13 protein-coding genes are annotated in these 12,714 nt (G+C 64.9%); 9 read left to right on the forward strand and 4 right to left on the reverse strand.

Annotation, left to right across the window (positions count from 1 at the left end):
• Nucleotides 1–3: 3 nt before the first annotated feature.
• Both QN413_RS13775 and QN413_RS13780 read left to right on the forward strand, forming a co-directional pair.
• A complete protein-coding gene (locus QN413_RS13775) occupies nucleotides 4–417 on the forward strand; it encodes a VOC family protein (RefSeq protein WP_323497161.1) in 414 nt (137 codons plus the stop codon).
• Between the two features lie 8 nt (nucleotides 418–425).
• Nucleotides 426–1,610 carry a hypothetical protein gene (locus tag QN413_RS13780; RefSeq protein WP_323497162.1) on the forward strand — a complete coding sequence of 395 codons (1,185 nt, stop codon included), beginning with the start codon at nucleotides 426–428 and terminating at the stop codon, nucleotides 1,608–1,610.
• A gap of 23 nt (nucleotides 1,611–1,633) precedes the next feature.
• Here the strand turns inward: QN413_RS13780 and QN413_RS13785 are convergent, their stop codons facing one another.
• Nucleotides 1,634–2,401 (reverse strand): M48 family metalloprotease, encoded by a 768-nt coding sequence (locus QN413_RS13785; RefSeq protein ID WP_187054078.1) that lies wholly within the window; start codon nucleotides 2,399–2,401, stop codon nucleotides 1,634–1,636.
• Between the two features lie 162 nt (nucleotides 2,402–2,563).
• Nucleotides 2,564–3,676, reverse strand: a complete 1,113-nt coding sequence (locus QN413_RS13790) for a fumarylacetoacetate hydrolase family protein (RefSeq protein WP_323497163.1) — start codon at nucleotides 3,674–3,676, stop codon at nucleotides 2,564–2,566.
• A 71-nt stretch (nucleotides 3,677–3,747) separates the two neighbouring features.
• Here QN413_RS13790 and QN413_RS13795 point away from each other — a divergent pair, with 71 nt between their 5' ends.
• The 3 genes from QN413_RS13795 (at nucleotide 3,748) to QN413_RS13805 (ending at nucleotide 6,385) form a co-directional block, all read left to right on the forward strand.
• Nucleotides 3,748–5,007: a DUF3108 domain-containing protein gene (locus tag QN413_RS13795; RefSeq protein ID WP_323497164.1), complete on the forward strand. Its 1,260-nt coding sequence runs from the start codon at nucleotides 3,748–3,750 to the stop codon at nucleotides 5,005–5,007.
• A gap of 110 nt (nucleotides 5,008–5,117) precedes the next feature.
• Nucleotides 5,118–5,429 (forward strand): DUF3567 domain-containing protein, encoded by a 312-nt coding sequence (locus tag QN413_RS13800; protein ID WP_323497165.1) that lies wholly within the window; start codon nucleotides 5,118–5,120, stop codon nucleotides 5,427–5,429.
• A 203-nt stretch (nucleotides 5,430–5,632) separates the two neighbouring features.
• Nucleotides 5,633–6,385: a ChaN family lipoprotein gene (locus QN413_RS13805; RefSeq protein WP_323497166.1), complete on the forward strand. Its 753-nt coding sequence runs from the start codon at nucleotides 5,633–5,635 to the stop codon at nucleotides 6,383–6,385.
• Nucleotides 6,386–6,425: 40 nt separating this feature from the next.
• On the opposite strand, the gene QN413_RS13810 is transcribed toward QN413_RS13805, so the two are convergent.
• Complete coding sequence (locus QN413_RS13810; RefSeq protein ID WP_187054076.1) at nucleotides 6,426–7,760, reverse strand: aminotransferase class III-fold pyridoxal phosphate-dependent enzyme; 1,335 nt, start codon at nucleotides 7,758–7,760, stop codon at nucleotides 6,426–6,428.
• Between the two features lie 89 nt (nucleotides 7,761–7,849).
• On the opposite strand from QN413_RS13810, the gene purU reads away from it, so the two are divergent.
• The 4 genes from purU to QN413_RS13830 are packed head-to-tail and all read left to right on the forward strand — an operon-like array spanning nucleotide 7,850 to nucleotide 11,354.
• Nucleotides 7,850–8,701 carry a formyltetrahydrofolate deformylase gene (gene purU, locus QN413_RS13815; protein ID WP_323497167.1) on the forward strand — a complete coding sequence of 284 codons (852 nt, stop codon included), beginning with the start codon at nucleotides 7,850–7,852 and terminating at the stop codon, nucleotides 8,699–8,701.
• Nucleotides 8,702–8,733: 32 nt separating this feature from the next.
• Nucleotides 8,734–10,239: an FAD-linked oxidase C-terminal domain-containing protein gene (locus tag QN413_RS13820; protein WP_323497168.1), complete on the forward strand. Its 1,506-nt coding sequence runs from the start codon at nucleotides 8,734–8,736 to the stop codon at nucleotides 10,237–10,239.
• Nucleotides 10,240–10,249: 10 nt separating this feature from the next.
• A complete protein-coding gene (locus tag QN413_RS13825) occupies nucleotides 10,250–10,627 on the forward strand; it encodes a CidA/LrgA family protein (RefSeq protein WP_323497169.1) in 378 nt (125 codons plus the stop codon).
• Between the two features lies 1 nt (nucleotide 10,628).
• Entirely contained in the window at nucleotides 10,629–11,354 is a 726-nt protein-coding gene (locus QN413_RS13830) for an LrgB family protein (protein WP_323497170.1), read from the forward strand.
• A gap of 40 nt (nucleotides 11,355–11,394) precedes the next feature.
• Here the strand turns inward: QN413_RS13830 and QN413_RS13835 are convergent, their stop codons facing one another.
• The gene (locus QN413_RS13835) at nucleotides 11,395–12,633 is read right to left on the reverse strand and encodes an SGNH/GDSL hydrolase family protein (protein WP_323497171.1); all 1,239 of its coding nucleotides are present in this window, start codon (nucleotides 12,631–12,633) and stop codon (nucleotides 11,395–11,397) included.
• Nucleotides 12,634–12,714 lie beyond the last annotated feature (81 nt).

Raw genomic sequence — 12,714 nt, forward strand, 5'->3', positions numbered from 1 at the left:
CTCATGCACACCATTTTTCATCTGGCCTTTCATGTGCGCGACCTCGATGTCGCCCGTCGCTTCTATGGCGGCGTGCTCGGCTGCACCGAAGGCCGCAGCACCGACACATGGGTCGATTTCGACTTCTTCGGCCACCAGATTTCATTGCATCTGGGTGAGCCTTTCGCCACCACCAACACCGGCCGCGTCGGCGACGCGATGGTGCCGATGCCGCACTTCGGCCTGGCGCTCGAACTGCCCGACTGGAAGGCGATGGCGGCGCGGCTCGAAGCGGCGCACGCCGACTTCGTGCTGGAGCCGCAGGTTCGCTTCGAAGGCCAGCCAGGCGAGCAATGGACCATGTTCTTCTGCGATCCGTTCGGCAATCCGATCGAGGTCAAGGGCTTTCGCTCGCTCGCTACGGTCTACGACAAGTGAGGCGGCAGGTGTTCGGGCGTGCGCAGCGGCTGGCTTTCATCGGCGCGTGGCTTGTGGGTGCCGCTGGCGCCGCACACGCCATACAGGACTGCGAGCTCGACGGCGCACCCATCAACACGTCCAACGGCAACACCACGGCTGGAAAGACCGGCCTCATCCGCTGCAAGGACCGCGACAGCGGCGAAGTGCAACGCGAGCAGCAGTTGCAGAACGGCGTCTTCATGGGCCTCGTGCGCTACTACGAAAAAGGCAAGCTGTTGAAAGAGCACAGCGTCAACGCCAAGGGCAACATGGACGGCCGCGCGAGGGAGTTCGTCCCCGCCACCGGCCAGGTGCTGCGCGACGCGTTGTACAGCGATGGGAGCGAAGTCGGGCTGGTGCGCGGCATCTATCCCAGTGGGCAATTGCGGCGACTGAGTTTTGCGTCCTCCGAGGCCGGCAGCAGCGGCGAACGTGCGTATGTCGAATACACGGAGCGCGGCCAGTTGTCGGCGCTGCGTTGCGCCGACAAACCCGTGCTGGCACCGGTCATCGACGACAGCAAGTTGTGCGGCTTTGCTTCGGCCGGTACACCGTCGCAGGTCGAGTTGTTCGATGGCAAAGGCACTCTGCGCATGCGCGTCTCTTATGCCGCGGGCAAGCGCGTGCGCAACGAAAACCTGTACGACAACGGCAAACCCCAGACGCAAGATGAGATCGTGGGCAACCAACGCACCGAGCGACGCTTTTCCTCCGAAGGTGTGAAGCGGCGCGAGGTACTCTGGTTGCTGGTCGAACGCGGCGCCGTCAAGCAGCGCGAGCAAGAGTTCTCGGAGCAAGGCTCGCTGGTGCGCGACCAGCGTTGGACTGCTGCCGCAGAACCGTTGATCGACGACAGCTTCTATCTGAATGGGCAGCCGCGCAGCAAGTCGGTCTACGCGGGGACGGGCGACGCACGCACTGTCGACATGGCGCAATTCCATGACAACGGACAGCGATCTATGCAAGGACGCTACCTTGCGGCCGGCCGCTCGTCGCGGCAGATGCCGATCGGCACGCACCAGAGCTTCGACGACAAGGGCGTGCTGGTCGCCGAATCGGTCTACGACGACAAGGGCCGCGTCACGCGGGAACGTGCGTTTGACGAGAACGGCAAGCTGCAGCGCGACGACGAAGTCTTCGAAGACGGGTCGCGCAAGGCGTTCGCAAAGTAGCTACGCCTGCGGCTGTCTCGAACTTACTTGCCGCTGTCCAGCCGCTTTTGCATTGCCGCTGCGCGATCGGCCGAAGGCGGATGCGAACTCATCATCGAGCTGCCGGTGCTGGCCGTACCGCTCAACTTCGCGAGCTTCTGAAAGCTCGTAACCAGCCCCTTGCGCTCGAGCTTGCTGGACGTCAGCAAATCGAAAGAGTAGTTGTCGGCAGCGCTTTCCTGCGACTGCGAAAACTGCGCGTTGATGAACTTTTCGCCCAGGTCGCCGGCCTGCGATTGCGACAGCGCCGCTGCCACACCACCGGCTGACGCCGCCAGTCCACGGACTGCAGAAGCGGCATAGGCGGTCTGCATGCGCGCCTTCGAATGGCCCAAGGCCACGTGACCGATTTCATGGCCGATCACACCGCGCAACTCGTCGTCGTTCATCAGGTCCATCAGGCCGCTGTAGACGCGGATGCAGCCGTTGGCCATGGCCCAGGCATTGACGCTCGGGGTTGTGTAGACCTTGTAGTTGGCGGTCTTGCCGTTGACGCTGGTGGGCATGCCGCGCACCACCTGTGCGAGGCGCACCGCGTACTTGCTGGAGGGCGCGGCGATCTGGCTCTTCTGGTCCATGGCGGCGCACGACTGGTCCGACATCGAAGCGATATCGCCATCGCTCAACGACATGGCCTTGTAAGCCGTACTGCCGGCATCGGTCAGCTTGGCTGTGTCCATCGTCTTCATGGTCTCGCAGCCGACAACAAGGGTGGTGGCCGCGACGATGGCGGCCAAGGTAAACGTACGCATTGAAAAAACTCCCTGATCTTTTTTGATTTGCGTGGAGCCGCATGACGGCTGCCATCGCACGAAAGCTGCTCAGGGTCGGATGCCCCGTGCGCAGCAGGCCGCGGATGATAAGGGCGGAAATCGAGTTGCCACCCTGGGCAACAGGTCGCACTCACCAGTTGTTCACGAGTCCTTGTTTTCTTCGGCGTCCAAACCCGCAGCCGCCTCCTCCGCGTCCGCCAACGACTTCGCCCCGCGCCTGGTTCTGGCCACATTGACCAAAGCCGCCTCCCCCGCCATCACGATCTCCTGATCGATCGCGCCGAACAGCGACTTGCCGTCCAGCCCCTTCATCTCGATCTTGATGGTGTCGCCGAACTTCATGAACTCGGTCGCGGGCGCGCCGTCTTGAATGGTCTCGATGCAGCGCTTTTCTGCAATGCACGAATAGCCCTTCGGCCAGTCCATGCGGCCGTCTTTTTCGACGCCCTTGTTGCTCACCGTGCCGCTGCCGACGATGCTGCCGGCGCGCACGTTGCGTGTCTTCGCGATATGCGCGATCAGTTGGCCGAAGTGAAAGGTCATCTCCGGTCCGGCGTCGCACAGGCCGACCTTGCGGCCGTTCCAGGTGCTCTCCAGCCGGAGGTGCACGCGGCCGTCTTGCCAGGCAATGCCGATCTCGTCGAGCGTGACTGCCACAGGGCTGAATGCGGTAGCCGGCTTGCTCTGGAAAAAGCCGAAGCCCTTGGCGAGTTCGGCAGGAATCAGGTTGCGCAGGCTGACATCGTTGGTCAGCATCACGAGGCGAATGCCTTCGAGCGCCTGCTCGGGACTCGCGCCCATCTTCACGTCGCCGGTGACGACCGCGATCTCGGCTTCGAAGTCGATGCCCATCGATTCGCTCGGGACCGGCACCTCGTCCATCGGGCCGAGGAAATCGTCGCTGCCGCCCTGGTACATCAACGGGTCGGCGTAGAAGCTTTCTGGCACCTCGGCGTTGCGGGCCTGGCGCACCAGTTCGACGTGGTTGAGGTAGGCAGAGCCATCGGCCCATTGGTAGGCCCGCGGCAACGGCGCCATGCACTGCGCGGCGTCAAACGGAAACGCATGGCGTGCGCGGCCTTGGTTGAGCGCGTCGTACAGGTCCTGCAGCTGCGGGCTCATGAAGCCCCAGTCGTCGAGCACCTGCTGCAGCCGGCTGGCGACGCCGGTGGCGTAGTGGGCGAGCGTGAGGTCACGGGACACGACGACCAACTGCCCGTCGCGGGAGCCGTCCTTCAGGGTGGCGAGTTTCATGATGGTGGCGGCTTGCTAATCTGGGAAACTGGAGAAACTGTCTTGGCGGCGGCAGTTTACCGAGTGAGCTCATGACACAAGGTGAACCTGCTGCCTTGCGCCCCACTCCATTCGTCATGTCGTCATCGTTGACCGCTCCTCCCTTGCCCGACCTGCCGCGGCCGCCCTGGCGCGCGCTGGTGACGGTGACGCTGGCGGTCGCCCTGGTCCACCTCGCGCTGCTCGGACTGACGCCGATGGCCGTCGGTCCACAGCCGGCACCGCTGGCCGGCAAGTTCAGCACGCGGACGATCGTGATCGCGCCGCCGCCGAGTGCGGAGCCCACTGCTGGTTCTGCTGCCACGCCCGCGAAAGCTGCCACGCCCGCAGCAGCGTCTGCGCCAAAACCGATACGCCCACGCGCCGCGCGGACGATCACGCCGCCCAAGCCCCGCGCACCTGTCGAAACGCCGCGGCCACCACCACCGCCAGTAGAGATCGTGCCGCAGCCTGCCGTCGAACCCGTGATCGAGCCAGCGGCCAAGGCGCCGGCCGTCGAACCGACGCCCGCCGACACCACGGCTGCAACAGCACCTGAAGCCGCCGCCAGTGCTCCTGGCGGCTCAGGGGGCGCAGCCTCCGCAGGCAACGCCGGCAGCGGCACGAGCCCGCAAGGCGCCATGACCGGCCCGACGGCCTTGCGCGTGCCCGGTTCCGTGCAACTCGCCTTCGCCGTGACCGGCCAGCAAGGCACGTCGCCGATGCAGGGGGTTTTTGGGCGGCTCGACTGGCTGCAGGACGGCAACGCCTACGACGCGCGCCTGGCGCTCACTTTTTTGTTCCGCACGCTGCGCACCCAGCACAGCAGCGGCGTGATCGGACCGACCGGCATCGAGCCACAGCGCTTTTCGGACAATCGCAAAACCGAGGTCGCATCCCATTTCGTGCGCGACCAAGGCAAGGTGGTCTTCAGCAACAACGCACCCAGCGTGCCTTTGCTGGCCGGCGCGCAAGACCGACTGAGCGTGGTGCTGCAGCTCGGTGCGATGCTGGCCGGCGATCCGGCGCGCTATCCGGCCGGCAGCGCCATTTCGGTCCAGACGATCAGCTCGCGCGATGCCGAGATCTGGACCTTCAATGTCGAGGGCGAAGAGAAGTTGAGCCTGCCGGCCGGCGATTTCACGGTGCGCAAATTGACGCGCAGCCCGCGTCGCGAATTCGACGACCGGATCGAGCTGTGGCTGGCGCCGGACCTCGGCTACCTGCCCGTCCGCATCAAGCAAACCCAGCCCAACGGCGACTTCGCCGACATGCAGCTGCGCGAACAACTTGCGATGAAGCCGCCAGGTTGAGCGCAGATTGAAGACCAGCCGGTGTAAGTCTGCGCGCCGGAAAATCGCTAGAAAAGCCTGTTTGTGCGATCCATTCTTGAAACTGGCGCGTTGATTGCTATCTAACTCCCATGAACGCTCTCGACATCCTCTCCAGTTCCGCCACGCACATGCTGTACGACTCCGACGCGTACGCGGTCGTGCACGTGCAGCCCACAGAGGGCGACAAGCCGCTGGCGCCGCACCTGCCCGTGCTGGCGCGCCACGGTTTCGAGATCGTCGACAAGCGCTCGGGCAAAGAGGTCTACCTCGACGGCTCGTGGGCCGAACTGTTCCAGCAACAGATCACTGCCTGGCAGATCAACACACCAACGCAGGAAGAAGTCGAAGACACGCTCGAGGGCTATGCGGAGCTGGCGCAGAACCCGGTGCTCGTTCATTGAGCATCGTCGATTCGGCGCCTGAGGCAGGATGGATTGGGCCGCGCGCTCCTTTCCTCGCTCCTCGCTAGTATTCGCAGATGCCTTCGCTCAATTCTTCGGCTCGTTTGTCCGCACTGCGGTTTCGATGGCTGGCCTCGTTGCGGACTTCATCTCGTCTTTTGGTTGTCTCGTTAGGCGCCGCCTTGTGGCTTGCCGGCTGCTCGATGCTCCCCGGCGCCCCCAGTACCGTCGCTGCCGACGTCCCCGTCGCACGCCGCATCGACGCTTTGATGCCTGCCGACGTCATCCTGCTGGGGGAGCAGCACGACGCGGCCGACCATCACCGCATCGAACGCGAGGCGGTGGAAGCGCTGGTGACGCAGGGCAAGCTGGCCGCGCTCGCTATCGAGATGGCGGAAGTAGGTACCGGCACGGCCAAGCTCCCCGCCGGCGCGACCGAAGCCCAGGTTCAGGACGCCTTGAAATGGAACGACAAGGCCTGGGGCTGGGACGACTACGGCCCGGCCATCATGGTGGCAGTGCGCGCCGGCGTGCCGGTGGTCGGCGCCAACCTGCCGCTGGCTCGCATCAAGGCCGCGATGGCCGATGTGTCACTCGACGCGCAGCTCTCGGACAGCGGCCGCGAAACGCAGCAAGCGGCCGTCCGCGCCGGCCACTGCGACCTGTTGCCGGAATCGCAAATCGGCCCGATGACCCGCGTGCAGATCGCACGCGACCGCGCCATGGCGCAGGCCATCGTCAAGGTGCGACAACCCGGCAAGACCGTGCTGCTCATCAGCGGCGCCGGCCATGCGACCAAGACGATCGGCGTGGCGCAGCATCTGCCGACCGATCTATCGATCAGATCGATCCAGTTGCAGGCCGGCGGCGCAGGAAAAGCCAAGGGGTACGACGCGATCTGGATGACCCCGGCGCTGCCCGACAAGGACTACTGCGCCTCCTTGCGCAAGGGCTGACGGAAGCCGGTGCCGGCGCATTGGCCGCGCCAGCTTCTTCTCAGGCGAACTTCTTGATCGAATCCGCCAGCGTGTTGACCAGCGTGTCGATGTGCGATTTCTCGACGATGTAAGGCGGCGCGATCACCAGCACATCGCCCGCGGCCCGGACCAGCGATCCCTTGTGGAAGCAATCGAGAAAGACGTCGTAGGCGCGCTTGCCCGGCAGGCCGGCGATGGGCGCCAGCTCGACGGCGGCGGCCAGGCCCAGGCTGCGAATGCCGATGACGTTCGGCAGGCCTCTGAAGGCGCTGTGGAACGCGTCGCCCAGCACCGGGCCCATTTCGGCGGCGCGCGAAAAGAGCTGCTCTTTCTGGAACAGCTCGAGCGTGGCGATGGCTGCCGCGCACGACACCGGGTGCCCGGAGTACGTGTAGCCATGGAAAAACTCGACCACGTGCTCCGGCGCGTCGGTCTTCATCAAAGCGTCGTAGAGCTTGTCGCGGCAGATCACGCCGCCAAGGGGAATGACGCCGTTGGTCACGCACTTGGCGAAGTTGAGCATGTCGGGCACCACGCCGTAATAGTCCGCTGCGAAGTTGGTGCCCATGCGGCCGAAACCGGTGATGACCTCGTCGAAGATCAGCAGGATGCCGTGCTTGTCGCAAATGGCGCGCAGCTTTTGCAGGTAGCCCTTGGGTGGCAGGTACCAGCCCGCCGAACCCGCCACCGGCTCCACGATGATCGCAGCCACGTTGCTCGGATCGTGCAGCGGCAGGATGCGCGACTCGAGCTCGACCAGCGGATCTTCGTTCCACACCGGTTCCTCGTTATGGATGTAGGCGTGATTCACCGGATCATGGATAAAGCGCATGTGGTCGACGCGTGGCAAAAACGCCGAGCCGAACACCTTGCGATTGCCCGGAATGCCGCCCACCGACATGCCGCCGAAACCAACGCCGTGGTAGCCCTTCTCGCGGCCGATGAATACGTTGCGATGGCCTTCGCCGCGCGCGCGATGGTAGGCCAGCGCAACCTTCATCGAGGTGTCTGCCGCTTCGCTGCCCGAGTTGCAGAACAGCACGCGGTTCAGGTCGCCGGGCGCCATCGCAGCGATCATTTCTGCGGCCTTGAACGCCTTGTCGTTGCTCACTTGAAAAGCCGTGGCGTAGTCGAGCGTGTCGAGTTGCTTCTTGATGGCTTCGTTGATCGGTTTGCGGTTGTGGCCCGCGCCGACGCACCAAAGCGACGAGATGCCGTCGATGACTTTCTTGCCGTCGTGCGTGGTGAACTCCATGCCGTCGGCCGCGACGAACACGCGCGGGTCTTTCTTGAAGTGACGGTTGGGCGTGAAGGGCAACCACTGGTTGTCCATGTTGAAGTCGCTGTAGGCCATGAAACGCTCCCGATGTTGACGCGTGGTGAATAAGGCCGCCGGGCAGACCCGCGGCGCAGGGAAATCATTTTGCGACAATCACGCCCCTGATGACCATGCCCGCCTACATCCTCACCCTCTCCTGTCCCGACCGCACCGGCATCGTGCATGCCGTTTCAGGCTTTTTGCTCGAGCGCGGCGGCAACATCGAAGAGGCGGCGCAATTCAACGACCCGACCACCGGCCTCTTTTTCATGCGGGTTCGATTCGCCTGCAGCGATCACCCTGAAGCGGCGCTGCGCGAGCAACTCATCACCTTTGCCGGAGGGTTCGGCATGCACTGGCAATTGCACGCCGCCGCCGAACCGATGAAGACGGTCATTTTGGTGAGCAAGGACGGCCACTGCCTTAACGACCTGCTGTTTCGCTGGAAGAGCGGCCTGCTCGCCATCGACGTCCGCGCCATCGTCTCGAACCACCGCGATTTCTATCAACTGGCCGCCAGCTACAACGTGCCCTTTCATCACATCCCGATGACGGCGACGACCAAGGCGCAGGCCGAGGCCAGGCAGATGGAAATCATCGAGGCCGAGGGCTCCGAACTGGTGGTGCTGGCGCGCTACATGCAGATTTTGAGCAACGATCTGTGCAAAAAGCTGTCGGGCCGCGCCATCAACATCCACCATTCGTTCCTGCCGAGCTTCAAGGGCGCCAAGCCGTACTACCAGGCGCACGACCGCGGCGTGAAGCTCATCGGTGCGACCGCCCACTACGTGACCGCCGACCTCGACGAAGGCCCCATCATCGAGCAGGACGTGACCCGCGCCGACCATACCGACACGGTCGAAGCGTTGACGGCACGCGGCCGGGATACCGAAAGCCAGGTGCTGGCGCGCGCCGTCAAATGGCACAGCGAACATCGCGTGCTGCTCAACGGACACCGGACAGTAGTCTTCAAGTAGCAGAGCTCGGCATCGTGACGTAGAGTGGCGGAATGAACGCTCCCGTCACGCCCACGCAGCACGATCTGCTTCAGAAATCCGAGCGCCAATCGCAGGTGGTGCGCGCGCTGCAGGCGCACCTGCCATCGCATGCGCTGATCTGGCACGACGAAGACACCACGCCGTATGAATGCGACGGCCTCACGGCGTACCGGGCGCGTCCGCTGGTGGTCGCATTGCCGGAAACCGAGGCGCAGGTGGCGGCATTGCTCAAGACCTGCCATGCGCTCGGCGTGCCGGTGGTCGCACGCGGTGCCGGTACCGGCCTTTCGGGTGGCGCCATGCCCGACACCATGGGCGTCACCCTGTCGCTCGCCAAGTTCAACCGCATCGTGAAAATCGATCCGGTGAGCCGCACCGCCGTCGTGCAATGCGGCGTTCGAAACCTGGCCATCAGCGAGGCGGCGGCGCCATTCAACCTCTACTACGCACCGGATCCGTCCAGCCAGATAGCCTGCACCATCGGCGGCAACGTGGCCGAAAACTCGGGCGGCGTGCACTGCCTGAAGTACGGGCTGACACTGCACAACGTAATGCGCGTGCGCGGCTTCACCTGCGAGGGCGAGGCCATCGAGTTCGGCGGCGAGGCGCTCGACAGCCCGGGGCTCGATCTGCTCGCACTGGTCATCGGCAGCGAAGGCATGCTGGCCGTCACCACTGAAGTCACCGTCAAGCTGGTGCCCAAGCCGCAACTGGCGCGCTGCATCATGGCGAGCTTCGCTGAGTTGCGCAAAGCCGGCGACGCGGTGGCTTCCGTCATTGCAGCCGGCATCATCCCGGCCGGGCTGGAGATGATGGACAAGCCCATGACCGCCGCGGTCGAAGGCTTCGTGCACGCCGGCTACGACCTCGACGCCGCCGCCATCCTGCTGTGCGAATCCGACGGTACGCCCGAAGAAGTCGAAGAAGAAATCGGCCGCATGACGGCAGTGCTGCGCAGTTGCGGCGCCACCGCCATTTCAGTCAGCGCCAACGAAGACGAGCGCCTTAAATTTTGGAGCGGCCGCAAAAACGCTTTTCCGGCATCGGGCCGCATCAGCCCCGACTACATGTGCCTGGATTCGACCATTCCACGCAAGCGGCTGGCCGACATCCTGCTGGCCATTCAGCAGATGGAAATCAAGTACAACCTGCGCTGCTGCAACGTGTTCCATGCGGGTGACGGCAACCTGCACCCGCTGGTGCTGTTCGATGCCAACGACCCGGACGAGCTGCACCGCTGCGAACTGTTCGGTGCCGACATCCTGGAGACGAGCGTCGCGATGGGCGGCACCGTGTCGGGCGAGCACGGCGTGGGCGTCGAAAAGCTCAACAGCATGTGCGTGCAGTTCACCGCGGCTGAAAACGAGATGATGTTCGGTGTCAAGCGTGCGTTCGATCCGGCCGGCTTACTCAACCCCGGCAAGGTGATTCCAACCCTGCAGCGCTGCGCGGAGTACGGCAAACAGGTGTTCCGCGCTGGCAAGACACTGCCTTTCGCCGACCTTCCGCGCTTCTGAGGGCGGTCGGATGCAAGGCTTGCGCGGACTGGCGTGGTTGCTGGTGTTCCAGTCGATCGGCGAGGCGGTGTCGCGCGGCTTGTCGTTGCCGCTGCCGGGGCCGGTCCTCGGCCTCATCCTGCTGTTGATCGCGTTGCGGTTTCCGCTGGTGCGCGAATCGGTCGGCGAGTGCGCCAACTTCTTGCTGTCGCATCTTTCGCTGCTGTTCGTGCCGGTGGGTGTCGGCGTGATGACGCACCTGTCGTTGTTGAGCCAGTACGGCGGCCGCATGCTGGTGGTCATCGCAGTGTCGACCTGGATCGGCCTCGCGGTGACGGCGCTGGTCTTGTACTGGCCCGACCGGCGTCAGACTGTCGACGACGACGCGCTCAAAGTCACGGAGAGCTGACATGCCGCGCTTCGTCGAACTCTGGATCTATCTCTCCGCCACGCCGCTGTTCGGGCTCACGGCCACGCTCGTGGTCTATCTGCTGGCACAAGCCGCGTACAGCCGACTGGACAACGTGCCGTGGGCCAACCCGGTGCTGTGGTCGGTGGTGGTGATCGCCTGCGGGTTGCTTGCGACCGGCATCGACTACCCGACCTACTTCGCAGGTGCGCAGTTCATTCACTTCCTGCTCGGACCTGCCGTCGTCGCGCTCGCCTGGCCGTTGTGGTTGCGTCGCGCCGAATTGCGCGAGCGCTATGGGCGACTGTTGCTGGCTGCCTTGCTCGGTGGCGCCGCGGCCAGCGGGTCCGCGCTGCTGATGGGCTGGGCGGTAGGGCTGCCGCACGACGTGGTGCTATCGCTTGCACCCAAGTCGGTCACTGCGCCGGTCGCGATGGGCATCGCGGAAAAGATCGGCGGCATCCCGGCGTTGTCGGCGGTGTTCGCGGTGCTGACCGGGATGATCGGCGCGCTTTCGGGCAAGTACCTCTTCGATGCGTTGCGTATCGCGACCACGTCACGCGGCTGGGCCGCGCGTGGCTTCGCGCTCGGCACTGCGGCGCATGGCATCGGTGCCGCGCGGGCACTGCATGTCAACGCAGATGCGGGTGCCTATGCGGGCTTGGCGCTCGGCCTGCAAGTGGTGCTCGCGGCGCTGCTGATGCCGTTGGTCTTCAAACTGCTCTGAACATAAAAACGCGCGCCTCGCAGTGCGGTAAAGCTTGCGGTCAAGGTTGCAGTTCGCGCACGTCGACCGCCTCGGCCATCGCTGCATAGCCGGCATCGCTGGGGTGCAAGTGGTCGCCGCTGTCGTACGTCGGATTCATTGCCACCGCGTCCTTGCGATCACGCAGCGCGACGTCGAAATCGACCACGCCAGCGATGTTTTGGCGACCTCGAATCCATCGGTTCAACGCCTGCCGGGTCGCTTCGTTTTCAATCGACCAGTAACCCGATCCCTTGAACGGCGTGACGGTGCCCAGCAGCACCTTGACGCCCTGCGTGCGCGCGGCGTCCATCAGCCGTTGCAGGCCCGCAGTGAGCTGGTCGACGCTGACCGGCGCGGCACCCGGCAAACTGCTCAGCCCGATGTCGTTGGTGCCTATCAGGATGATCGTGTGCGTCACGCCGCTCTGCGACAGCACGTCGCGATCGAAGCGGTCGAGCGCCTTCTGCCCGCTACCGTCGGTGAGCAGGCGGTTGCCTCCGATGCCGACGTTGATGACGCTCGCGACGCTGGTGGTTCTTGTCGTAGCGCCGGCCTCGATGACGCCTCCCGGCTGCGCGCGCAGCCGTTGGCCGAGGCGCGTTGGGTAGCTGCCGTCGGTGCCGCTGACAGCGCCCACGCCATACGTGATCGAGTCACCGATCGCAACGACCACGGGCGGTGTCGACGCCGACGCTCCGGTCGGCTCCCGCGCCACATCGATGCCGGTCACGAAGTGACCCCAGGGCGACACGACCGCGCCCTGCAGTTTCGCGGTGCCGGTCGCGTCGCCGGGCACCAGCCAGCTCAGCGGCGCGGGGCCCGTGTACGCCGTTGCGGCACGCGTCTCTGCATCGATGTATGCACTGACCGCAAGCGGCTGTCGCGGCGTGACGGTGAGGCGCACTGCATCGCTCCAAACCTGGTCACCGGGTGCGACGGTGGCGTCGCGCTGCCCCATGAAACGCAGCGGCCGAATGGACCCGGGCGACAGCGCGTCACCGCCCGTGCCGCGGGCCACACTCGCAGCCGCGATGTGCAGCGGCGCGGTGCCGAACGCATTCGAAAAACGCACGCGCACCGACGTGCCGCCGGCTGCAGGGTCGACACGCACACGGACCGTTTGATCGTGCAGCGTCAGTGCGGGCGGCGTCGCGATGCCGGGCACTGGAGACGGCTCGTTGTAGTCGCGGGCGGCGACTGCCCAACTGGCCGTCCAGCGAGGGGCATTGTCTGCAGCATGCGCAGCGGCGAACGGCAAGACAGCCGTTGCGGCGAGGAGGGACGCGAGGAGGGACGCGAGGAGGGACGCGAATACGGCCGCCTGCCATGGCCGTCGTCG

The sequence above is a fragment of the Variovorax sp. LG9.2 genome, assembly GCF_035018885.1.
Lineage (GTDB): Bacteria > Pseudomonadota > Gammaproteobacteria > Burkholderiales > Burkholderiaceae_C > Variovorax.